This window comes from Sorangium sp. So ce327, assembly GCF_051530205.1.
GTDB lineage: Bacteria > Myxococcota_A > Polyangia > Polyangiales > Polyangiaceae > Sorangium > Sorangium cellulosum_B.
Window position 1 is genome coordinate 11,036,620 of record NZ_CP150330.1, and the last position, 21,980, is coordinate 11,058,599.

Annotated in this window: 17 protein-coding genes; 2 read left to right on the forward strand and 15 right to left on the reverse strand. The window is 71.0% G+C overall.

Features of this window, described 5'->3' with window-relative positions:
- Positions 1–2: 2 nt before the first annotated feature.
- The 5 genes from WME95_RS41365 to WME95_RS41385 form a co-directional block, all read right to left on the reverse strand.
- On the reverse strand, positions 3–650 hold the full coding sequence (locus tag WME95_RS41365; RefSeq protein ID WP_437904759.1) for a hypothetical protein: 648 nt from the start codon (positions 648–650) through the stop codon (positions 3–5).
- 142 nt (positions 651–792) lie between these two features.
- The gene (locus tag WME95_RS41370) at positions 793–2,511 is read right to left on the reverse strand and encodes an ABC transporter substrate-binding protein (RefSeq protein WP_437904760.1); all 1,719 of its coding nucleotides are present in this window, start codon (positions 2,509–2,511) and stop codon (positions 793–795) included.
- A gap of 349 nt (positions 2,512–2,860) precedes the next feature.
- Positions 2,861–4,651, reverse strand: a complete 1,791-nt coding sequence (locus tag WME95_RS41375) for an acyl-CoA mutase large subunit family protein (protein WP_437904761.1) — start codon at positions 4,649–4,651, stop codon at positions 2,861–2,863.
- 81 nt (positions 4,652–4,732) lie between these two features.
- Complete coding sequence (locus tag WME95_RS41380; RefSeq protein WP_437904762.1) at positions 4,733–5,239, reverse strand: hypothetical protein; 507 nt, start codon at positions 5,237–5,239, stop codon at positions 4,733–4,735.
- Positions 5,240–5,321: 82 nt separating this feature from the next.
- A complete protein-coding gene (locus WME95_RS41385; RefSeq protein WP_437904763.1) occupies positions 5,322–7,388 on the reverse strand; it encodes an OmpA family protein in 2,067 nt (688 codons plus the stop codon).
- A 445-nt stretch (positions 7,389–7,833) separates the two neighbouring features.
- On the opposite strand from WME95_RS41385, the gene WME95_RS41390 reads away from it, so the two are divergent.
- The gene (locus tag WME95_RS41390) at positions 7,834–8,598 is read left to right on the forward strand and encodes a DUF4215 domain-containing protein (RefSeq protein ID WP_437904764.1); all 765 of its coding nucleotides are present in this window, start codon (positions 7,834–7,836) and stop codon (positions 8,596–8,598) included.
- A gap of 28 nt (positions 8,599–8,626) precedes the next feature.
- On the opposite strand, the gene WME95_RS41395 is transcribed toward WME95_RS41390, so the two are convergent.
- The 10 genes from WME95_RS41395 to WME95_RS41440 form a co-directional block, all read right to left on the reverse strand.
- Positions 8,627–8,884 (reverse strand): BolA/IbaG family iron-sulfur metabolism protein, encoded by a 258-nt coding sequence (locus tag WME95_RS41395; RefSeq protein WP_012240161.1) that lies wholly within the window; start codon positions 8,882–8,884, stop codon positions 8,627–8,629.
- Positions 8,885–9,034: 150 nt separating this feature from the next.
- Positions 9,035–10,216, reverse strand: coding sequence for a thiolase family protein (locus WME95_RS41400; protein WP_437904765.1), 1,182 nt, complete (start codon positions 10,214–10,216; stop codon positions 9,035–9,037).
- 9 nt (positions 10,217–10,225) lie between these two features.
- Complete coding sequence (locus WME95_RS41405; RefSeq protein WP_437904766.1) at positions 10,226–12,607, reverse strand: 3-hydroxyacyl-CoA dehydrogenase/enoyl-CoA hydratase family protein; 2,382 nt, start codon at positions 12,605–12,607, stop codon at positions 10,226–10,228.
- A gap of 577 nt (positions 12,608–13,184) precedes the next feature.
- Positions 13,185–13,460, reverse strand: a complete 276-nt coding sequence (locus WME95_RS41410; RefSeq protein WP_012240164.1) for a hypothetical protein — start codon at positions 13,458–13,460, stop codon at positions 13,185–13,187.
- 314 nt (positions 13,461–13,774) lie between these two features.
- Positions 13,775–14,089, reverse strand: a complete 315-nt coding sequence (locus WME95_RS41415; RefSeq protein WP_437904767.1) for a hypothetical protein — start codon at positions 14,087–14,089, stop codon at positions 13,775–13,777.
- A 480-nt stretch (positions 14,090–14,569) separates the two neighbouring features.
- The gene (locus WME95_RS41420) at positions 14,570–14,821 is read right to left on the reverse strand and encodes a hypothetical protein (protein WP_437904768.1); all 252 of its coding nucleotides are present in this window, start codon (positions 14,819–14,821) and stop codon (positions 14,570–14,572) included.
- 373 nt (positions 14,822–15,194) lie between these two features.
- Positions 15,195–16,364 (reverse strand): trypsin-like peptidase domain-containing protein, encoded by a 1,170-nt coding sequence (locus WME95_RS41425; protein ID WP_437904769.1) that lies wholly within the window; start codon positions 16,362–16,364, stop codon positions 15,195–15,197.
- A complete protein-coding gene (locus WME95_RS41430; protein ID WP_437904770.1) occupies positions 16,361–18,094 on the reverse strand; it encodes a hypothetical protein in 1,734 nt (577 codons plus the stop codon). The genes WME95_RS41425 and WME95_RS41430 overlap by 4 nt, the downstream gene beginning before the upstream one ends.
- Before the next feature lie 133 nt (positions 18,095–18,227).
- The gene (gene nuoH / locus WME95_RS41435) at positions 18,228–20,165 is read right to left on the reverse strand and encodes an NADH-quinone oxidoreductase subunit NuoH (protein WP_437904771.1); all 1,938 of its coding nucleotides are present in this window, start codon (positions 20,163–20,165) and stop codon (positions 18,228–18,230) included.
- A gap of 122 nt (positions 20,166–20,287) precedes the next feature.
- On the reverse strand, positions 20,288–21,079 hold the full coding sequence (locus WME95_RS41440; protein WP_437545795.1) for an ABC transporter ATP-binding protein: 792 nt from the start codon (positions 21,077–21,079) through the stop codon (positions 20,288–20,290).
- A 96-nt stretch (positions 21,080–21,175) separates the two neighbouring features.
- On the opposite strand from WME95_RS41440, the gene WME95_RS41445 reads away from it, so the two are divergent.
- On the forward strand, positions 21,176–21,928 hold the full coding sequence (locus tag WME95_RS41445) for a polyhydroxyalkanoate synthesis regulator DNA-binding domain-containing protein (protein ID WP_012240173.1): 753 nt from the start codon (positions 21,176–21,178) through the stop codon (positions 21,926–21,928).
- Positions 21,929–21,980 lie beyond the last annotated feature (52 nt).

Genomic DNA, 21,980 nt, shown 5'->3' on the forward strand with positions numbered 1-21,980 from the left:
GCTCAGTAGACCTTGCAGCGCGCGCCGCCCGCGGCGCGCGCATACGGGATCTTCGCGCTGCGCCCCTTCACGTAGATCGCCCCGCCCGGAGCGGGCCTCGGGATCACGGCGCCCGTCGCGAGCGGCCGTCCTGCGGGCAGCTCCTCGACCTCGATGACGATATCGTTCCCCTCCTGATCGACCGCCGAGATCGAGGGTCGCCGGCTCTCCTCGTCGGGAGCGCCGCCCGGGCAGGGCACCCCGCGCGCGCTCAGCGCGATGGCCAGCGTATTGGCCGAGGTCTCCGGCGCGCCGGCCGCCCACTGGAACCTGGGATCGCGCGCTTCCCCCACCTCGACGGCCAGGCAGCTGCAGCGCTCCTTGCGCGAGTCGGCGCGCGCGAGCGAGAGATCGTGCCGCACCCCCACCCACGACGAGGGCGCCCGCTCCTCGGGCGTCTGCGGGGCGCCGCCGAAATCGTCGGACGCGCCGAAAGCCCTGCGCGGCGCCTTCTTCTTCGCGCCCGCCTGATCCGCCGGCGCGGCGGGATCGACGGTGTCGCCCTCCCAGAACGCCGCGGCGCCCGCGTGCTGGTTGCCGCCGCAGGCGGCGAGGAAGACTCCGGAGAGGAGCGCAGCGAAGCGCGCAATCTGGACGCCCGAGGGAAGCATGCAGTGCGATCTTCGCACCGGCGCCGCCGGCGGCCAAGGTTTGTGCTGAGTCGGGGGTGAAAGAGAGAAGAGAGAGAGAAGCGCCGCTAGGCGGGGACACACACGCTGCGCGCCGGACGCCCGGCGCGCAGCGCAGGAGCCGTCACTTCGGCTTGATCTCGGTCAGGACGAGCAGGTAGTCCGGCGAGTTGTTCGGCGACAGCTTCGCGTACGGGTTCTCCTTGCTGGGCCACCCGACGAAGCGCTTCGTGCTGTACTCGCCCCAGGACGGGTTCTTGAACAGCGGGATGACCGGCACCTGCGTGGCGTAGATCATCTGCAGGTCCTCGACGATGCTCTTCTGCTCCGCCGGATCCGTCGCGGCCGCGAACTTCTTGAACAGCGGCTCGGCCTCCTTGGCGGCGAAGCGGTGCCAGTTGCGGTTCGAGACCTCGCCGACGGCCTTCACGAACTCGGGGGCCATGAGATCGCGGTAGTAGTTGAACGGCGTGGGCTCGGTGTTGGTCCAGCCCATCGACATGTCGAACGTGCCCTTCTGGAGCGCCTCGAAGAACGCGCTGAAGTCGTACGTCTTCAGCGTGGCCTCGATGCCGACGGCCTTCAGGCTCTGCGCGGTGATCTGGACCGCGCGCACCCAGTCGGACCAGCCGGTCACGACGTTGATGTCGAACTTCAGCGGCTTGCCGTCCTTCGCGCGGATCCCGTCGGCGCCCTTGGCGTAGCCGGCCTCGTCGAGGAGGGCGTTCGCCTTGGCCACGTCGAAGGTCGTCCAGTCGCCGGCCGCGGCGGCCTTGTCGCTGCGCCAGCGACCGTAGGCGTCGTCGAGCCCGGTCCCGTCCGCGCCGACCGTGTAGCCGTTGACCGCGACCTTCGCGATCTGGGCGCGGTCGATGGCCATGCTGATGGCCTTGCGCAGCTTGATGTCGTTGAACGGCTTCTTCGTGGCGTTCGGGTAGAGCGTCACGGTGCCGCCGACGAGCGGGAACCAGTAGTGGTTGTTCTCCGGGTCCTTGGCGACGTAGGTCTTGTCGATGTCGGGCACGAAGTTGCCGGCCCAGTCGACCTCGCCGTTGATGAGCGCCAGGTTCGCCTGGTCGTTGCCCGGGTACGCCGGGAAGCGGAGCCCCTCGACCGCCGGCTTGCCCTTCTGCCAGTAGTTCGGGTTCTTGCCGAGCTCGTAGATCTGGTTCTGGAAGGTCTTCACCTCGGTGAAGGGCCCCGTCGCGACCGGGTTCTCGTTCGTGAACGTGACCGGGTCGGCGACGTCCTTCCACTTGTGCTCCGGCACGATCGGCTGATGGCCGATGTAGGTGAGGCCGGGGACGAACGCCTCCTTGAAGACGAACTCGACCGTGGTGTCGTTCTTGGCCTCGACCGACTCGACGAGCTTCCAAACGCCCGTGAGATCGAGCGCCGGGAACTTCTTGAGGAGCCCGAACGTGAACGCGACGTCCTTCGCCGAGAAGGGTTGTCCGTCAGACCACTTGACCTCGGGGCGCGTCGTGAAGGTGAGCTTCTTGTTCGCGTCGCTCCACTCGTACTTCGTGGCGAGCCACGGGACGTACTCGCCCTTCATCGTGTTGTACACGATCATGGGCTCGTAGATGCCCGCGACGGTGGGGAAGCGCGTGGCCCCCTCGCCGAGAAGGGGGTTGAAGTTACGAACCCAGGACGCCTGCTGCTCCCTGGAGATGGTGACGAACTTCGCGCCGCCCTTCGCATCGCCCTTCGCCGCGCCCGTGGCCGCGGGCCCGGCCGAGCCCGTGGGCCCCGTGCCACCGGACTCGGGCTTGTTGTCGCAGGCCGCCGTGGCGCCGACGGATAGGACGAGCGCCGAAAGGGCAAAAATGCGGCGCGACATGGATCGACTCTTCATAAGCTTGCTCCCTACGCGGCGACCTCGGTCGCCCACGACGATCCTCTCACTCGACCGACAGCTCGCAGCGCCGCAGCGCAGCGACAACAGCAGACCGTACGGCGGCGCCACGGATGAGCCGCGACTGCGGCAACCTGACGCCGGCGCACTCTACCGGCCGAGGTAGAGAAGTGTCAACCTGACGAATCGAGGGGTTCCCCGGCCACCGCGCCGCCCGCGACCTGAGCGGATGCGCACGCCGGGGCCGCGGCGCACCGCAGCAAGCCGCGCGCGCGCTCCTACCCGAGCGATTACCCGCGCGACTACCCCCGCGATCGCGCGCGTTCCCGCGTGCTCAGAACTCGGCCGGATCGCTGTAAGTCCCCAGGACGTCGCGCAGCACGTCGCAGATCTCCTGCTCGGTCGCGTACGCGCTGGCCGCCGCGATGAGGGGCGGCATCAGGTTGTCACGGCCGCGCGCGGCGCTCCGCACGTCGGCCAGGGCGCGCCGCACCCGATCCTGGTCGCGCTGGGCCTTGACCCGGGCCAGGTTCTCGCACTGAACGCGCTGCACCTCCTCGTCGATCCGGAGGAGGGGGATCGTCTTCTCGCCCACCGCGGCGTAGCGGTTGACGCCCACCATGATCCGCTCGTTCGATTCCAGCTCTCGTTGAAACCTGTAGGCCGAGGCGGCGATCTCGCGCTGCGGATACCCCTTCTCGATGGCGGCCACCATCCCGCCCATCTCGTCGATCCGCTGGATGTACTCGAGGGCCTCCTTCTCCAGGCGGTCCGTGAGCCACTCCACATAGTAGCTCCCGCCGAGCGGATCGATGGTGTTCGCGACCCCGCTCTCGTGGGCGATGATCTGCTGGGTCCGGAGGGCGATGGTCACGCTCTCCTCGGTCGGGAGCGCGTACGTCTCGTCGAGCGAGTTCGTGTGGAGCGATTGGGTGCCGCCGAGCACGGCGGCGAGCGCCTGGAGCGAGACGCGGACCACGTTGTTGTACGGCTGCTGCGCCGTCAGCGACACGCCGGCCGTCTGCGCGTGCGTCCGGAGCTTCATGCTCTCGGCCTTCTTCGCCCCGTACCGCACCTTGAGGAACCGCGCCCACATGCGGCGCGCGGCGCGGAATTTCGCGATCTCCTCGAAGAAGTCGCTGTGGACGTCGAAGAAGAACGACAGGCGCGGCGCGAAGGAGTCGACGTCGAGGCCGCGCGCGACGCAGCTCTCGACGTAGGCGAGCCCGTCCGCGAGCGTGAACGCGAGCTCCTGCGCGGCGGTCGAGCCCGCCTCCCGGATGTGGTAGCCGCTGATCGACACCGAGTTCCACCGCGGCACCTCGCGCGCGCAGAACTCGATCATGTCGGTCACGATGCGCATCGCCGGGCGCGGCGGGACGAGCCAGGCGTGCTGGGCGATGAACTCCTTGAGGCAGTCGTTCTGCACGGTGCCGCCGACGCGGCTCCGCGGGATCCCGCGCTTGTCGGCGAGCGCGATATAGAACGCGAGCAGCACGGCCGCGGGGCCGTTGATGGTCATCGACGTCGTCACCTGGTCGAGCGGGATGCCGTCGAAGAGCGCCTCCATGTCGCGGAGCGTGTCGACCGCGACACCGCACATCCCCACCTCGCCGAGCGACCGCGGAGAGTCGGAGTCGTAGCCCATGAGGGTCGGGAAATCGAAGGCGGTCGACAGGCCCGTCTGGCCCTCTGCGAGCAGGTATTTGAACCGCGCGTTCGTCTGCTCGGGCGTGCCGAAGCCCGCGAACATCCGCATGGTCCAGAGCCTGCCGCGGTACATCGTCGGCTGGACGCCCCGCGTGAACGGGTACTCCCCGGGCAGCCCGAGATCCGCCGCGTGGTCGACCGGCGCGTCGGCCGGGGTCGCGAGGTCGGGGACGTCGATGCCGCTCCACGTGGTGAAGCGCTCGCTCCGCGGCGGGAAGCGCGCCGACGCCTCGGCGACCGGGCCCGCGCGCCACGCGGCCACCGCGCGCCGGAGCGCCGCGAGCCCTGCCTCGTCGAGCGCGAGCCCCTCTCCGCCCCCGCCGTTCGTGGAACGGAGCGCGTCGGCGTTTCCCGGGGACCCGACCGCTCGATCCGCCGTGGTCTCCGGAGGGGGGGTGATCTCTCGAGGCGCCATGGCGAGCATTTTAGCGCGGCGCGCGCGCGATGACGCCGGGCAATGCCGGCGAACGCGCCGGGGCGGCGGGCGTGCGCCGCATCACGGGCAGTCCGCGTGGAACACCGCGGAGGCGACCGGCGTCGCCCCGTCCTCCAGCGAGTCCTCGATCGCGCCCGTGATGCGGATCCCTTCCGTGGCGCAGAGCGCCGCCGCGGCGTCGGCCTTGAGCGTCCCGCCCTGAGCGCCGGTATCGACGGTGAACGCCACGGTGACGTCGCTGTCCGGAGCGACCTCGACCGGCAGCGCCGCCGTGGTCTCGACGGGGAGCGGCTCGACGATCGAGGTCTTCTGATCGGCGCTCGTGATCGCGAAGGTGCGCACCGCGACGCGGCTGGGTCCGCTTGCCCGCGCGCTCAGGTGCAGCTCCAGCGCGAAGCTCGCGGTAAGGCCGGTCCCGAGCGCGTTCGAGGAGACGGTCGCCCCGGGCGCCGCGATGGACGGCTCGACGAACACGGCCGCGTCGGTGTTGATGCAGCCGCTCGCCATGATGGCGAGCGCAGCGGCGGCGAGCGTGGTGGCGGCGGAGCGCCTGGCGCGGGCCTTCATGGGCTCACTCTCTCCCGGCCCGACCGGTCCTGTCCAGATCGGCGGCGCCGCGGTTCTGCTCCGGGCGGCGCCGCGGTTTCGCTCAGGGAGGCGGCGGGTTGACGCCCTTGGATCGGGCCAGGGCGCAGCCGAGCTCCACGTTGGTCGGCCCCTTGTCGGTCCGCACGACCTTGAACTCGACGCGCCGGTTCTTCTCCCAGGCGGCCGCGTTGTGGGCCGGATCGATCGGGCAGTACTCGCCGTAGCCCATCGAGCGAACGCTGTTCTTGTTGACGCCGCGCTGCGCCAGCGCCGCGGCGACCGCGTCCGCGCGGGCCTGGGTCAGCTTGAGGTTGTACGCGTCGGCCGAGCGCTCGTCGGCGTGCCCCTGCACCTCGATCATCGTGAACTCCGGGTGGTGCTTGAGCGTCTCGGCCACCGCCTGCACGATGCCGAACGACTCCGGGAGGATCTCGGCGCTGCCGGTCGCGAACTGGATCTTCTCGAGGATGACGATGTTGTTCTCCTCGATCACGACGCTGCCCTTGTCCGGGCACCCGTCCTCGTCCTCGAGGCCGTTGAACGTCTCCGGATCGTTCGGGCACTTGTCGACAACGTCCGGGATGCCGTCCCTGTCGTTGTCGGGCTCCGGGCACCCGTCCTCGTCCTCGAAGTCGTCCCTGTCCTCGGGGTCGTTCGGGCACTGGTCGGACTTGTCGGGGATGCCGTCCTTGTCGTTGTCCGGATCCGGGCAGCCGTCCTTGTCCTGGAAGCCGTCGCGGTCCTCCGGGTCGTCCGGGCACTTGTCGCGCGAGTCGAGGATGCCGTCGCCGTCGCGATCGCCGTCGCTCCCCTCCGGGCAGCCGTCGTCGTCCTCGTCGCCGTCGCGGTCCTCCGGGTTGTTCGGGCAGCGGTCGTCGACGTCGAGGATGCCGTCCTCGTCGTTGTCCGGATCCGGGCAGCCGTACTTCCCGGGGGGCGAGTCCGCCTTCGTGTCCTGGAAGCCGTCGTAGTCCTCGGGCTCGTCGGGGCAGTCGTCCTGGTCGTCCTTGATGCCGTCGCCGTCCCGATCGCCGATCGACGGCTCGAAGACGAACCCGATGGTCCCGCGCTGCGCCGCGGCCTGGAACCCGGGCGTGTACCCGACCCCGAAGCCGAGCATGAGGAAGCTGTTCCGCTCGATGAAGAGCTTGATGCCCCCGATCGCCTCGGCCGACAGCTTCTGCTTGGCGCTGTCGCCGCCGCCGACCTGCTGGGTCAGGTAGGTCTCGGCCACGAGATCGAGCGGCGTGAGGACGCGGTAGCTCATCCCGGCCCCGGCGGTGATCAGGTCGGAGTACTCGAGGTCCCCGTGCTTGAGCTGGAACGTCGTGCCGTCCTGGCGCAGGCCGAACACGGGGTTCTTCCCGGCGTGGCCGCGGTAGCCGACGTTCGCCGCGATCCGGAACGGGTTGGTCGTGCCGAGCCGCTTCTCCAGCACGAGCTGCGGCCAGAAGAAGAACCCCGGATCCGACGCGAAGTCCTGGCTCCCGCCGACCCCGATCCCGGCCTGGGCGATCACCGCGAGCCCGATCACGTCCTGATCGGGGCGGAGAATGCGCGCCTTCGCGTGGACGGCCAGGTTGCCGAGCGCCTGCGCGTCGAGCGAGTCGTCGTCGTAGTTGGCGCTGCCGCCCGGGCCGATGTCGTCGACCGGCTTGCCCCCGTTGAGCACCACCGGGACCGAGAGCCCGACGACCAGGAAGTTGGCGATGCCGTAATCGAACTGGAACGTCCCCTGGAACGCGTGATTGAGCATCATCTCCGTTCCCCGGTCGTTCTCGGTGAGCGGCAGGATGTTGTGCCCGTAATCGAGCACGAGCCCCAGGCTGATGTCGTTCGCGCCGAGGATGTCCGCCCCGTTGACGGAGAAGAGCCCCTTGGAGTCGACCGCCGGCCGGAACAGGTGCAGGTCCATGCCGTCGCCGTTGGCGCCGTCTCCCGTGCGCGTCTGGGCCGCGGCGTCGCCCGCGCTGGCGGCGGTCATCGCGGCGCCGAGGACGAAGGAGAGCAGCCCGGCGCCCAGGCGGGAGGCTCGGCCGGGGCGCGCCTGGGCCGGGAGCCGGGCGTCGTTCGCCCCAGGAGCGCCTGGGAGCGGTTCGGCGGGGAGCAACGGGGAACGAGGCGTCATGGGAGGGTCCTCGGGGTCGTGTGAGGTCGCTATCGGGCGAGCGCGTGGGGCGCCCGGCGCCACGTACCACCGCGCGAATTCCGGTGTCAAACAGACGACGCGGCGAGCTCGCGGCGCGAGCGATCGCGGCGCCTGGCTGGACCTGTCACGCGACCTGCCACGCGCCCCGCCGCGCGCCCGGCGCCGGGCGCTCCGCCTGGGAGCGGCGCGCGCCCGCCGCTCCCTCGCGAGGGCCCGCGATCCGCCGGAAATCATGAGTTGATGCGCGTGGATGCGCGCCGGCGGGCCGCGCGGCCGAACGCCGGGACGTCCGGGTAGGGCGAAGTTGTCCGGACGATCGGAGCGGAGTATTCCGTGGAAGGTTGGGGCAACAGGTGCTCGGCGCGCGCTCGAGGGTCGAGGGGAGGCCCCCGTCGCTCGCGGACCTCGCTCCTGGAGGATACAGATGCTGTTAACGAGATGGACTGGGGCGGCCGCGGTGATCGCGGCCACGGCGCTGCTCGCGTGCGAACGGGAAGGCGCGAGCGACGGCGACGGCGGGGGCGGCGGTTCCGGATCGAGCACGAGCGGGTCGAGCGCCGTGTCGAGCACGACGACGGCGGGCTCCGGCGGGGCCACGGGCGAGGGCGGCGCCGGCGACGGCGGCCAGGGCGGCGCCGGCGACGGCGGCGCCGGGGGCGGCGTGTGCGGCGACGGCGCGGTGGGCGGCGCCGAGGCCTGCGACGACGGCGGCACCGCGGCAGGAGACGGCTGCGACGCGGGCTGCGCCGTCGAGCCCGGCTACACCTGCGCCGGCGCGCCGAGCATCTGCTCGACGATGTGCGGCGACCGCCTGGTGCGGGGCGCCGAGGCCTGCGACGACGGCAACGTCGGGAACGAGGACGGCTGCAACGCCGTCTGCGTGATCGAGGCGGGCTACGAGTGCAACGGCGAGCCCAGCGCCTGCGGCCCGCTCTGCGGCGACGGCCTGCTCATCGGCAACGAGGGCTGCGACGACGGCAACACCGTCGATGGCGACGGCTGCAGCCCCGATTGCGACGTCGATCACGGCTACCAGTGCACCGGCGAGCCCAGCGTCTGCGCCCCCGTCTGCGGCGACAGCATCGAGGTGGGCCCCGAGGAGTGCGACGACGGCAACACCACCGACGGCGACGGCTGCAGCAGCACCTGCCACGCCGAGGGCGACCGACGTCACGCCCCCCACCGCTGATCCACGCCCTGAGCGGGGGCGCCCCCGCTCAGGGTGTGCGGGTTTTCAGGCTGTCGATCGCGTGGACGGGCGCCTGGTCGCCGGCCATGAGGTGGGCGATCGCCCCGTAGACCAGCCGCTGGCTCTCCAGCATGCTCTTGCCGGCGAACACCGGCGAGGTCACGACCAGGTTGAAGTGGCCTCCGCCGCCGGTCACCTCGGCGGTGGAGCCCTCGATTTTCGCTTCGATGGCCTGCTTCAGGGCCTCGGGGATCGACCCCTGAAAGGTCGTCAGGTGGCTCGGCATGGGCGTTCTATAGGCCATCGCCCCGCCGCGGGAAAGCCGGAGCGCGGGGCTCGGGCCGCGGCGGGGCGCGGTCGACGGGATCGACGCGATGGGACGGGACGGGCGGGATCGACGCGATGGGACGGGACGGGCGGGATCGGCGCGGTGGGATCAGGCGCGCGCGGTCGGGCCGGCCAGCTCGATGAGGCCGGCCGCGCCCATGCCGCCGCCGATGCACATCGTCACGACGGCGTACCGGCCGCCGCGGCGGCGCAGCTCGTAGAGGGCGGTCGCGGTGAGCTTCGCGCCGGTGCACCCGAGCGGGTGGCCGAGCGCGATCGCGCCGCCGTTCACGTTGAGCTTCTCCTCGGGGATCTCGAGCGTCCGCTGCACGTAGACGGCCTGCGAGGCGAACGCCTCGTTGACCTCGAAGAGGTCGATGTCGGCCATCTTCAGCCCCGTCCTCGCGAGCAGCTTGCGCACCGCGGGCACCGGGCCGATGCCCATGATGGCGGGGTCGACGCCGACGGTCACGAACGCCCGGAAGTACCCGAGCGGCTTCACCCCGAGCGCGTCCGCCTTCGCCTTGCTCATCACGAGCGCCGCGGCGGCGCCGTCCGACAGCGGCGAGCTGTTGCCCGGCGTGACGCTCCCCTTCGCCGAGAACGCCGGCTTCAGCCCCGCGAGCGCCTCCGCCGTCGTCTCCTTGCGGATCAGCTCATCGGCGCGGAAGTCGAAGGTCGCGCGCTTGCCGTTCTCGAAGCGCACCCCCTTCACGGTGACGATCTCGTCCTCGAAGCGCCCGGCCGCGCGCGCCGCCGCCGCCTTCTGGTGGCTCTTCAGCGCGAACGCGTCCTGGTCGGCGCGGCTCACCTGGAAGCGGTTCGCCACGTTCTCCGCGGTGATGCCCATCGGCGTGTACACCGTCGGACACCGCTCCATCGCCTCCGGCGACGCGCTCAGCTTGTTGCCGGTCATCGGCACCATCGTCATCGACTCGACGCCGCCGGCGACGGCGATGTCGAGCGATCCCATCGCGATGCTGCCCGCCGCGCTCGCGATCGCCTGGAGCCCGCTCGAGCAGAAGCGGTTGATGGTGATCGCGGACCCTTCCTGCGCCATCCCGCCGAGGAGCGAGACGACGCGCGCGATGTTGAGCCCCTGCTCGCCTTCCGGCATGGCGCAGCCGAGGACGAGGTCCTCGACGTCCTCCGGCTTCACCTGGGGGACGCGCTGGAGCAGCGCAGCGACGACCTCGCCGGCGAGCTCATCGGGTCGCTTCAGCGCGAGCGACCCTTTGTGGGCCCGGCCAACGGCCGAGCGGACGGCCTCTGCAATTACGACGTCGACCATGGCGTTCACCTAGTTCCGGAGGGGCTTGTTGTTCATCAGCATGTACTGCATTCGCTCGGCGCTCTTGGGCTCGCCGCACAGGCTGACGAACGCCTCGCGCTCGAGCTCGAGGATCTCGTCCTCGGTCACCTCGCGCGCCCCGCCGCCAGCGCCGCCGCAGAGCACCTCGGCGAGCTTGCGCGCGATCTTCGCGTCGTGCTCGCTGGCGTGGCCGCCGGCGACGAGCGTGTCGATCATCATCTGCAGCGTCGCGATCCCGCTCTCGCCCGGCAGCTTGTAGGCGCGCGGCACGGGCGCGTGGTACCCGGCCTCGGCCAGCCCGATCGCGCGCGCCTTCACCTCGTACAGCTGGCGGGCCCGGTCGAACGAGACGCCGTCCGTCTTGCGGAAGAAGCCGAGCGCCTTCGCCTCGTCCGCGCTGGTCGCGACCTTGGCGAGGGCGATGTTCTTGAAGACCTGCGTCACGATGTCGTACGTCGGCACCGTCACGCCCTCGGGGATCCCCTCGAGCGCGCGCCAGAGCATGTTGAGCGTCCCTGCGCCGCCCGGGATCAGGCCGACGCCGACCTCGACGAGCCCCGCGTACGTCTCGGCCGCGGCCTGCACCGCGTCGCAGGCGAAGCAGAGCTCGAGGCCGCCGCCGAGGGTCATCCCGTAGGGCGCGGCCACGACCGGCACGCTCGCGTACTTCAGCCGCTGGGTCGCGTCCTGGTACGCCTTCACCATCTTGCGGATCGCGTCCCAGTCCTTGTTGCCCGCGGCCATGGCCACGAGGAACAGGTTGGCGCCGACGCAGAAGTGCTCGCCCTGGTTGAAGACCACGAGCGCGCGGAAGTCCTGCTCGGCCTTCTCGGCGGCGAGCGAGAGCATCCCGATCGAGTCCGGATCGAGGCTGTTCGCCTTGGTCTTGAAGGTGACGCCGAGCACGCCGTCGCCGAGATCCCAGGCCTCTGCGCCGTCGTTGGCGAGCACGGCCTTCGCGCCCCGCGCGGCCGCGCGCGCGCCGGCCAGCGTCACGTTGCGCGGATCGACCTTCTGGGCGACGTACTCTCCCTTGAGCAGGTCGAACACCGCCCCGTCGGCGCGGTAGAACGACGTCGCGCCGCTCTGCTTCATGCGGAGGATCGACTCGGGCAGCTTGATGCCGTCCTTCTGCATGCGCTCGACGGTCTCGGCGAAGCCGAGCGCGTCCCAGGTCTGGAACGGCCCGAGCTCCCAGTTGTACCCCCAGCGCATGGCGTCATCGATCGCCACGATGCTGTCGGCGATCTCGCCGACGCGCCGCGCCGTGTACGCCAGCGCGCGGGAGAGCACCTTCCAGGCGAACTGCCCGGCCTTGCCGGGGTCGCCGGCGAGCTTCTTCACGCGCGCGGCGGGGTCCTCGATCTTCTCGCACGACCGCGTGGCCTTCTTGATGGCCTCGTCGCCGCCGTGGGGGCGGTACTCGAGCTTGGCCGGGTCGAGCGTCTCCAGGCCTTCCTTGGCCTTGCGGTAGAAGCCGCCCTTGGTCTTGTCGCCGAGGAGCTTCGCCTCGATCATCTTCCGGATGTAGGCGGGCACCTTGAAGACGTCGCGGTCCTCGTCGCGCTCGAGCGCCGAGTAACAGTTGTCGGCGACGTGGGCGAAGGTGTCGAGCCCGACGATATCGCCTGTCCTGAAGCTCGCGCTCTTCGGGTGGGCCATGGCGACGCCGGTGATGGCGTCGACGTCTTCCGGCGCGAGGCCGTCCTCGATCATGAGGTGGATGGCGGTCAGCATCGCGTGGGTGCCGATGCGATTGCCGACGAAGTTCGGGGTGTCCTTGCCGAAGACGAGGCCCTTTCCGAGCACGTCCTCGCCGAGCTTCCGCACGCGGGCGACGACGGCGGGATCGGTGTCGGGCCCGACGACGAGCTCGAGGAGCTTCATGTACCGGACCGGGTTGAAGAAGTGCATGACGAGGAATCGCTTGCGGAAGTCCGCGGAGCGCCCTTGCATCATCTCCTCGATGCGCAGCCCGGACGTATTCGACGCCACGACCGCGTCAGGCCGCAAGACCTCTTCGAGCCGCGCGAAGAGGGCGCGCTTCGGCTCCATCTTCTCGATGATGGCCTCGATAACGAGGTCGCATTGGGCGAGCTCGGCGAAGTGGTCTTCGGTGTTGCCGGTGCGCACGAGGCGGGCGTTCGACGGGTGGAAGAACGCGGCGGGCCTGGCCTTGAGGGCCTTCTCGAGCCCGCCTGCGGCGAACCTGCTGCGGGCGGCCGGGTCCTTCTTTTCGGCGTCGGTGAGGTTCGGGGGCACGATATCGAGGAGCAGGACCTCGATGCCGGCGTTCGCGAAGTGGGCGGCGATGCCGCTGCCCATGACGCCCGCGCCGATGACGCCCGCGCGGCGGATTGGTTTCGTCATGCAGATCCTCCGAGAGAGATGAATGGGGCGCAAACCATTGACGGAAAGGGCCCCGAGCGCAAGCGTATCCGGGGTGGACGGCCGCGCGGGAGAGCGAGCAAGGTTACGCGTCGCCGTCGAGGGCGCGCGCTGATCGGCGAGGCGCGGCGGGGCGCCGCGGGATGCCGGGCGGACCAGCGCGGGTGTGCGACACCGAGCGACAGCTACAATGAGAGGCGGCGCACGTGGGATACCGCACGGGCCAGCGCGGGAGTGGAGGGCGAGCGGCAGCTGTGATGAGGGGCGGCGCACCGGAATGAGGGGTGGTGCATCCGGATGAGGGACGGCGCCTCCGGAGCGGACGCGGCAGCGTCCTCTGGACTACCGACGACCCGTGTGTTCCAGCGATTGGCTCTCCTCGATGCGCTTCGGTTTCCGGGCGAGCGGGGAGATGGGGAGTTGGTGTCTGGGACGACCTGTCCAGGGCGCCCGCCTGCGGTGCGGGCGTGCTCAGGCGAGGCCGTGCGGGCGTGCCCAGGTGAAGCTGCGCAGGGTGCTCAGGCGAGGCCGCGCGTGCGCGTCGGCTGGTGTCGGTCGCTCAGTGCCATGCCTGAGCGGACTGAACTGGCTGACCGGTGCGGTCGTGCTCGGCGAGGAGGCGCTTCGAGATCTCGACGCACTCGGTGCAGGTGGCGAAGCGCGACTTGTGCAGGCACTGGATCCAGGTCGCCGACCCTTGCGCAAGGAACTCCTCCGGATCGAGGTGCTTGCCGCAGGCGACGCAATGAATGTGCTTGTGCTCGTGGGGCTGCGCCGGGCGCGCGGGCGCGAGCGCCTTCCGCTCGCGCTTGGTCAGTCGCTTCTCTCGCTTCATGGTCTCCTCGATGACGGGTGGCCGCACGGCCTCGTGCGGGCGCGGGTGAAGCTACCACGCGCCGCTCGGCGAGGGTTCCGGACGGCAGCGCGGAGGGCGGCGGCGCGGCGGTGCGGGACGGACCTGCGCGACGCCGCCCGCGGACAGCGGCGACGTGGGGGCGTGTGGGTTGACTTCGTTCAGATGGTGTGCGTAGCGGGCGGCGAGTGAGCTCCGATGAGGTTCGCCAGCGCGACAGAGGGGCCGTTCTACGTGCATCCGCCGGGCTCAGGCGTCGATCATGCGTTGAGGCGGACGCGGTGGGCCCGCGCGCATTACCCCTCGCCGTCCTCGCAGCCACGGAGCGCCTCCTCTTCGTCCATCTCGGCGACCTCGGTCGCGTAGTACCGAAGGGAGTGATAGGTTCGCCGCAAGGCCTTCAGGAAATCGAGCCCATCCTCGACGTTGTAGACGCGCTCGTAGCTAGGCAGCCCTTGCTCGAGTATGTCGCCCAACGCGTTCATGCAATTCGGGTGGAGCTTCACGATCTGCACGGGGGGGCCCTCCGACCTGAGGACAAAGCGAGCCAGCGGGACGACCTCCTGGTGCGCCCTGACGAGGTGGATCTCCACGAATTTGACCTTGGCCATCTTGCTCTCACTCTATCTTGATTTTTCAGCTCTTCGTCGAAGTTTGGGCCGGCGTATTTACGCGGCAGCACGCAGGGGAGCCTGCATCGCTGAAGATGGCCGAGGGCGAGGCGGAGACTCCGGGGAAGTAGATCGCTGCGATCGCCCGGACGTGCGCATAGAGGACCGGTGGGATACCTGCGCTCCCACTCTTCGCCGCTGCATTCGACAGCGATCTCGATTGCGCTTCCGGAGCTCAGCGTCGCGCCGAAGGATGCGAAGACGTGCGTCCCTGCAGTGATCCTGCGCGCACCGCCGCGACCGTCTCGCTGAGGGTGAAGGTATCGCGCCATCGCCATGTGCTGTCTGGATGGTCGATGGACTCGATGTGGAAGCCGCACGTTCCCCCCGGGATGACAAGAGCAGACAGAGCCGCCGCGAGCGCGTCGCCCCGGCCCTTCTCGTCACACCATGCATGGATCCAGGGACCTGATACGCTCATCACTGGATCACCATGACCAGGTTCCTAAAGCCTTCAAGCTTGATGCGCTTACCCGTGAGCGCGTCGACTAGATAGCACTCCTCGACGATCTCGTTCTCATTCTTGAGCGGCGCACCCTTGGGGATGATGAACTCGATCCGCTCGACGTCGCTGGCGAGTCCGTTTTCGCTCAGCTTCTTCATCGCATTCTCCAGCTGCGTGAGCGCGTGGTCGATGTCGACCTTCCCGGTGGCACTGTCAATATCCTTCACATCGTCAGGGCCAGCCGAGGAGCGCCTGCCGCCTCAGGGCGACGCCGCCGAGCAGCGCGGTCGCAGTCCTGTCGCTCCGGGCAACCCGCTGCTGCGCGTACCCCAGCGTCGCATTGAGCGAGCGCAGCGCCTCCGAGCCGGCGCCGTCCGACGCGCGCTGGGGACGAGTTTTCCGGCCAATTCCGCGTCGCGCCTCCGCGCCGGAAGCTTTTGTTTCGGCCCATCGCGGAGGGCAGCGGAACGCCGGAGCGGGACGTTCACGTTCACGACCGAGCCGTTGACGACCACGACCTCGTTCACGACCACGACCACGACGGCTGGGGGTGGGCGTGGGGCGCTGAACGCGCTTGGTCGACGCCGACGGGCCTCCCCCTCAGCGCCCCGCCGCCGACTCGAACCTGGGCGCCGCCTCGAACGTCTCCGCCAGCGTCCTCCGGTACTCGTCGGCCATCTGCACGAGCCCATCGATGAGCAGCGCCACGTCGTGGTCCGCGCAGCCCCCCAGCGACGCCACGCACGACGTCGACACCTCGTCGCCCGTGAGCGACACGCGGAACTCCCCCGTCGTCTGGTCGTTCATCGTGAGCAGGAACCGGTAGAACGGCTCGTGGTTCGCCGCAGGCAGCCCCACGACCGGCGCGCGCAGCGTCAGCAGGCGCCCCGTTTCGTCGATCTCGATGTCCACCTGCGTCGCCGTCTCCGCCGTGGGGTACGGCCGCTGCGCGATGCGCCACGCCCTCGGACCGACACGCACCCGGTTGGCGATGAGCCCGAGCGCCGACAGGCCCTGCCGGATCACCCGCTCGACGCCCGCGCGCGCCGGGCACGGCGGGTACGCGTGCGGCAGCAGGCGGCCGCAGCCCAGGCACCGGTCGCACTCGACGTCGAACGGCTCCTCGCACGCCGGGCAGCGGTACACCGGCGCCCGGTCCCTGAGCTCCGCGAGCGGCCGATCCCCCAGGGCGAGCAGCGGCTGGAACGCGCCCGCCGGGACCACCACGCAGTGACCCGCGAGCTCCCCGGCCGCGCCGGACGGCGCCGCGACAACGCCGATCACCCGCCCCTCGGGATCGAGCACCGGCGCGCCGAGGGGCGCCGCCACGTCGAGCTCGAACGCCGGGAGCTGCCCGTCGACCTTGCGCGCCACGTGGCAGACCCGCGCGACCGCGAGGCGCAGGCTCTGCCCCGGGAGGCAGCTCAGCACCGCGGCGCGCTCGCCGAGCCTCGGCTCGGCCGCCGCGCGGACGGCGAGCGCCGCGACGCCGGGCGGATCGGCCGGCGCGACGAGCGCCACGTCGCGGCCCACGTCCGCGGCGATCACCCGCCCGGCCATGCCCCGCCCGTCCTCGAACGTCAGCGCGACCTCCGTCGGGTAGCCGAGCCCGCGCCGGCTCGCCACAACGACGCCGTTGCCGAGCGCCACCCAGCCGGTCGTCACGAGCGCGCCGGCGCGGATCGCCACCACCGAGCGGCGGGCGCGGGCGACGCGCTCGTGGAGCAGCGCGAGATCGCCGTCGCCGTGCGCCGCCAGCTGCGACGTCATTGCGCGACGATCCTCGAGAGCGCCGTCATCAGGAGCTCGATCGTGCCGGGTTTGGCGCCGTCCCGCTGCGCGTAGGCGACGATGTCGCGCAGCCGCTGCTCGGTCTTGGCGGGCAGCTTCGTGCGCACAAGGAGCTCGGACAGGGCCCCGATCGCGAGGAAGTGGCGGAGCATCGGGTCGGCCGGCGCGCGCTCGATCTCGCGCAGGTAGCGGCCGAGGTGCTCGCGCGCGAGCGCCGCCGTGGTGAGCGGATCGATGTGGAGCGGCTTCTCCTCGGGCACCTGGCCGCGCACCGCCACGAGCCGCTCCATCGCGAGGAGCGCGGGCTCCGCGACGCCCGCGGTGTTCCCGCGGCGCGCGCCGCCCTCGGCCTGGATGAGCTCGCGGGTCGCGGCCGCCGTGCAGCGGTAGAGGTGCGCCACCGCGTCGGGCATCACCTCGCCGTGCTCGTAGATCGCGCGGAAGACCGTGCACCGGATCAGGAGCACCATGACGCCCGGCCGCTCCTGGAAGCTGAGCGCCGCGCCGAGCACCTGCGCGTCCCGGAGCAGCTGGCAGAACCGATCGGCCGCCGCGTTCGCCGACTCCGGGCGGGACGGGATGCTCCGGCGCGACGGAGGCTCGATCTCCACCTCCGGCAGCGCGGGCGGGCGCACCGACAGCGGCGTCGCCGCCATGATGGAGGACGAGCGACGAAAGGGCACGGTGCGCGCGCTGCGGCGATCGCTGACCTGCGCCGGCGTCTCCGCGGCCGCCGCCTGCTCACCCGACAGCGGCGCCGCGGCCGCCACGCTCCCCGGAGCCGGCTTCGCTGCGCCGCCCTCGGACCCCGGGCTCGCGACGCCGCCGATCGACTTCGACGCCGCCGACGCCGCGCCGGCGTCGTGCGCCGGCGGGAGGATGCCGGCCTTGGGCGCGGGCGCGCCGCCGTTCTTCGACGACGCGACGCCCGCCGCCGGCATCGGCGCCGACGCCAGCGACGGGGACAGGATGTCGGGGATCGCGTCCGCGTCGCGGATGGGGCGCGCGACCGACTCGGGCAGGCGCGGCAAGGGGGGCGCCGCCCACGCGGCCAGCTCCTCGAGCGGCGTCCGCGCCCCCGAGACCGGCGTCGCCGGCGCGCCGGCCCGCACCGACGGAGCGCTCTGCGCGCGCGCAGGCGCGGGCGGGACGGTGAGGTTCTTGAGCGGCCGTGCGCGGCCGGCCGAGGCCCACGTGAGGCTCGCCCGCTGCTCCTCGGAGAACGGCGGCCGCGCGTCGAACCAGGCGCCCATCGTCTCCCCGAGCCGCTGCGCCGCCTCGCCGCTCTCGCGCAGCGCCTGGCGCAGCGCCTCCGGCGTGAAGGCGGCGACGCGGCCGACGCGGCGGAGGAGCAGCAGATCCTCCCGCATGCACAGCCGGAACGGCTCGGGGCCGCCCGACAGCTCCAGCGCCGTCCTGAGCAGCGGCACCCGGTGCCGCTCCGCGACGCGCACGACGGGGACGTCGATCGAGACCCGCTCGTTCGCCGCGTCGAGCGAGACGAAGAGCGTCATCGCCCCGAGCGGAACGATCCACCCCACGCCCTCCGGCAGCGTCGTCGCCTGGAGGCTCGCCCCGGCCTCCGCGGAGGCGCATTGCGCGACGAAGCGCACCGGGTCGCGCGTGCGAAAGGCGTCGATCGAGCTCCCGTCCCAGTCCGCATCCGCGGGCGGCTTGCGCGAGGCGGAGAGCACAGGCGACCGGTCCACCCCGCACGCCTCGCACCGCGGCCCACGCAGCGGGAACCCGCACGCGGAGCAGAAGTCGGAGGCCGGGCTCGAGGGGACCGCCACGCCGACAGCATACCTCAGCGCAAGGCCGAGGTGGCACCGCGGTTTGCGCTCAGAGGAACGGATTCAGGTGGAGCGCAACCTTGGCCTCCCGCAGGTTGTGCTGGACCCTGCGGATGAAGTGGATGAACAGGTACGCCCAGGCGGCGAAGGTGACGACGCTGATGACGAGCTGGACCGTCTTGCTGACGCCGATCACCATCCAGAGCGCCGTCAGGAGGAAGGCCGCGAACGACAGCGGGACGAACCACTTCCAGCACAGGTTCATCATCTGGTCGATGCGGACGCGCGGCAGCGTCCAGCGGATCCAGATGACCACGAAGACGAGCGCCCAGCTCTTCAGCAGGAAGAGGAAGACGCCGACGAGCTGGAGCCCGAAGCTCGCCTCCTGCTGGGCCGGCGAGACGCCGGGGATCTGCCAGCCCCCGAGGAAGAGCGCGCTCGCGATGCCGCACATCACGAAGACGTTCGCCCACTCGGCGAAGAAGAAGAAGAGGTACCGCATGCCGGAGTACTCGGTCGAGTAGCCGGCCACGAGCTCGCTCTCCGCCTCGGGCAGGTCGAACGGCGCGCGGTTGCCCTCCGCGAGCGCCGTCGTGAAATACAGGAAGAACAGCGCGAACGTGATCGGGTTGCGGAAGACGAACCAGTGCCAGGGCCAGCCGCCCACGTCGAGGAGCGATGGCCCGGCGCCGCCCTGGGCGCCGATGATGTCCTGGAGCCGCAGCGAGCCCGTCATCATGACGATGCACACGATCGCGACCGCGCCGGGGATCTCGTAGCTGATGATCTGCGCCGCCGAGCGGATCCCGCCGAGGAGCGACCACTTGTTGTTCGACGCCCAGCCGCCGGTCATGAGGCCGATGGTGACCAGCGACGTCACGGCGATGACGAAGAGGATCCCGATGTCGAGGTCGGCCGCGATGAGGTACTGGCCGAACGGCATGACGACGAACGTGGCCGACACGCCGACGAACACGAGGTAGGGCGCGAGCCGGAAGAGCGCCTTGTCGCTCTCGGCCGGGATGACGTCCTCCTTCATGATCGACTTGATCCCGTCGGCGACCCACACGAGGAGGCCCTGCGGCCCGGCGCGGTTCGGCCCGATGCGGGACTGCATGCGCGCCGAGACGCGGCGCTCGACCCAGGTGATGATCCCCGCGGTCGGCGCCATGAAGAGCAGGATGATCGCGGCGGCCACGCCAAGGAGGATCCCGGCGCCGAGCAGATCGGTCGGGGCGCTCGCGTGGAACCCCTCGGTCGAGAGCTCCATCTCGGACGGGGTCGCGCCGCCCCGCCGGATCCCGACCGCGGACCGCCGATCGTGGCCGCTCGGGATCACGTCGGCCTTCGAGAGGACCTTCACGCCCTCGAAGCGCGTGATGACGTCGCCGGGCTGGAGCCCTGCCTGGCTCGCCGGGCTCCCGTCGCGCACGCCCGTCACGACGAGCCCGCCGGCGGGCGGCGACTCGGCCGCGACCTCGACGCCGAAGAACGCGAGCGCGCGCGCTCCCTCCTTCACGCGCGCCTCGATGACGGCGCGGCGCGGGGTCGGCGGGAGGAAGTCCATCGTGACGCCCCTCACCGTGCCGTTCACGGGGAGCGCCCCCTGCGCGGTCGCGGGGATCTCGACGACAACGTCGCCGTGGAAGGTCGTGTGCACCGCGTCGTCGCCGCGGCCGGCGAAGCGGGATTGCAGGCCCTCCGAGAAGACGAGCGAGATCTTCGTGCTGCTGACCTGCGCGCCCTCGATCTCGATGCTCTGGCCGGTGAGCGGCGCCTGGCCGGGGCGGCGGAGGGTGCCGCGGAACGTGACGACCGCCTCCTTCGCCTCGGCGGTCGGCAGGTTGGTCCCGAGGATCTCGATGCGGTCGCCGAGGTCGACCTCGCGCGGCACGACGTCGACGACGCTCAGGAGCTCGGGCGCCGTCCTGCTCTCGGCGCAGCCGGCCGCGCCGAGCAGCGCGAGGAGGGCCAGGAGGCACGGCAAGAAGCCTCGAGAGAGAGCTCTCCAGGGAGGAGATCCGCGCATGGTGCCGCTTATAAACCGCGCCGCTCGCGCGGTCGAGAATGCGGAGAAAAGCGCTCGGCGCTGTCTACCGACCGGCTTACCTACCGGCCTCGGACGGGGAGGAAGTACCGGCTGCCGTCGAGCTCGTTCACGCCCACGTAGAGCTCTGCCTCGAACACGTCCTTGAGCCGGCGGTAGGTCATCACCTCCTCGACGGTGCCGTGGGCGACCAGCCGCCCGGCGTTGAGGAGCGCCACGCGGTCGGCGTACTGGGCGGCCGCGTTGAGGTCGTGCAGCACCGCGACGCACGCGAGGCGCCGCTCGGCCACCTCCCTGCGCACGACCTCGTGGACCTCGATCGAGTGGCGGATGTCGAGGTGCGCCCCGGGCTCGTCGAGGATCAGCACCTGCGCCTCCTGCGCGAGCGCGCGGGCGATGGCCACCCGCTTCTGCTCGCCACCGGAGAGCTCGGCCACCGGCCTCCCCGCGAGCCCCACGAGATCGCAGGCGTCGAGGGCGCGGGCGACCGCCTCCTCGTCCCGGCCGGCGGCGAGCATCCACGCGCCCTGGTGGGGCGCGCGGCCCATCATGACGACCTCGCGCACCGTGAAGCCGGGCGCCGAGGCGATCCCCTGCGGCACGACCGCCACGCACCGCGCGATCGCCCGCCGGTCCATGCCGGCGAGCGGCCTCCCCAGCAGGGTCGCCTCGCCCCGCGTCGGCCGCAGGGCCCCCGAGAGGACCCGGACCAGCGTCGATTTCCCCGCGCCGTTCGGCCCCAGGACGGCGCAGAGCTCGCCCGCGCGCACATCCAGGCTGATCCCCTCCAACGCCAGCCTCCCGGTGGGATAGCTCGCGGCCACGTCACGCAGATCGATCGCCGGCCCCTGCACGCGGTCTCTTTTGTCGAATGATTTGAGTGATATCGAGTGATCTTCCCTTGCGCGAGGTTTCTTGCGGTGGTCCAATCGACTCGAGGCGTAGAGGAGATGGAAACGGCGAAGGAGACTCTGGGAGGCGGCGAGGTACCGCGTCGCGTTATTAAGCGCTACTCCAATCGGAAGCTCTACGACACGAAGGACAGTCGTTACGTCACCCTGCAGCAGATAGGGGAGATGGTCCGGGCTGGCGAAGAGGTCCAGATCATCGACAACGCGACCAAGGAGGACAAGACCGAGGTCACGCTGGCGCTGATCATCTCGGAAGATCTCAAATCGCAGCCGCGCTCGGTCCCGCTCGGCACGCTGAGAGATCTGATCCAGGAGCGCGGCGAGCGGCTGCTCTCGCAGCTGCGCGAGGGCCCGATCGGCCGGCTCATCCCCGGGGCGGTCCCTGGCGAGGGCGGCGTGGCGGCGCCAGGAACGGCGCCCGCCCCTGGGACGGAGCAAGCGACGCCCGCGTCGCCCTCGTCCCATCCGCCCCCGCCGCTCGACGCAGACAGGTCGAGCCACGCGAAGGGGCGCCTGAGCGGGATCGTCGAGAGCTCGAAGCAGACGCTCGATCAGTGGCAGCAGGCCGTCGACGAGCGCATCCGCGCCATCCTCCCGGGCCTCGGGCTCGTTCGCGATCTCCAGTCCGATGTCAAGCGCCTGTCGCAGCGCATTGACGAGCTGGAGGCGAAGCTCCAGGGACGCGCGGGTGAACCCATCGAGGGCGCGGCTCCGCACCAGGCGGGCTCCGGCGCGGACGAACCCGCGGGCGAGGGTCGCGAGGGTCAAGGGAGCGAGAGCAGGCTGGAATAGCCCTGGGCGCTCCTCTGTTCCCCCGGGCGAGCCCATGCCGTTCTTCTTCAGC

Bases quoted from the DNA above. Each gene is read 5' to 3' on its own strand.
- WME95_RS41390 (WP_437904764.1), top strand. From the start codon at position 7,834: ATGCTGTTAACGAGATGGACTGGGGCGGCCGCGGTGATCGCGGCCACG.
- WME95_RS41395 (WP_012240161.1), bottom strand. From the start codon at position 8,884: ATGCCGAGCCACCTGACGACCTTTCAGGGGTCGATCCCCGAGGCCCTG.
- WME95_RS41365 (WP_437904759.1), bottom strand. From the start codon at position 650: ATGCTTCCCTCGGGCGTCCAGATTGCGCGCTTCGCTGCGCTCCTCTCC.
- WME95_RS41400 (WP_437904765.1), bottom strand. From the start codon at position 10,216: ATGGTCGACGTCGTAATTGCAGAGGCCGTCCGCTCGGCCGTTGGCCGG.
- WME95_RS41415 (WP_437904767.1), bottom strand. From the start codon at position 14,089: ATGGCCAAGGTCAAATTCGTGGAGATCCACCTCGTCAGGGCGCACCAG.
- WME95_RS41380 (WP_437904762.1), bottom strand. From the start codon at position 5,239: ATGAAGGCCCGCGCCAGGCGCTCCGCCGCCACCACGCTCGCCGCCGCT.
- WME95_RS41445 (WP_012240173.1), top strand. From the start codon at position 21,176: ATGGAAACGGCGAAGGAGACTCTGGGAGGCGGCGAGGTACCGCGTCGC.
- WME95_RS41370 (WP_437904760.1), bottom strand. From the start codon at position 2,511: ATGTCGCGCCGCATTTTTGCCCTTTCGGCGCTCGTCCTATCCGTCGGC.
- WME95_RS41405 (WP_437904766.1), bottom strand. From the start codon at position 12,607: ATGACGAAACCAATCCGCCGCGCGGGCGTCATCGGCGCGGGCGTCATG.
- WME95_RS41385 (WP_437904763.1), bottom strand. From the start codon at position 7,388: ATGACGCCTCGTTCCCCGTTGCTCCCCGCCGAACCGCTCCCAGGCGCT.
- WME95_RS41375 (WP_437904761.1), bottom strand. From the start codon at position 4,651: ATGGCGCCTCGAGAGATCACCCCCCCTCCGGAGACCACGGCGGATCGA.
- WME95_RS41425 (WP_437904769.1), bottom strand. From the start codon at position 16,364: ATGACGTCGCAGCTGGCGGCGCACGGCGACGGCGATCTCGCGCTGCTC.
- WME95_RS41410 (WP_012240164.1), bottom strand. From the start codon at position 13,460: ATGAAGCGAGAGAAGCGACTGACCAAGCGCGAGCGGAAGGCGCTCGCG.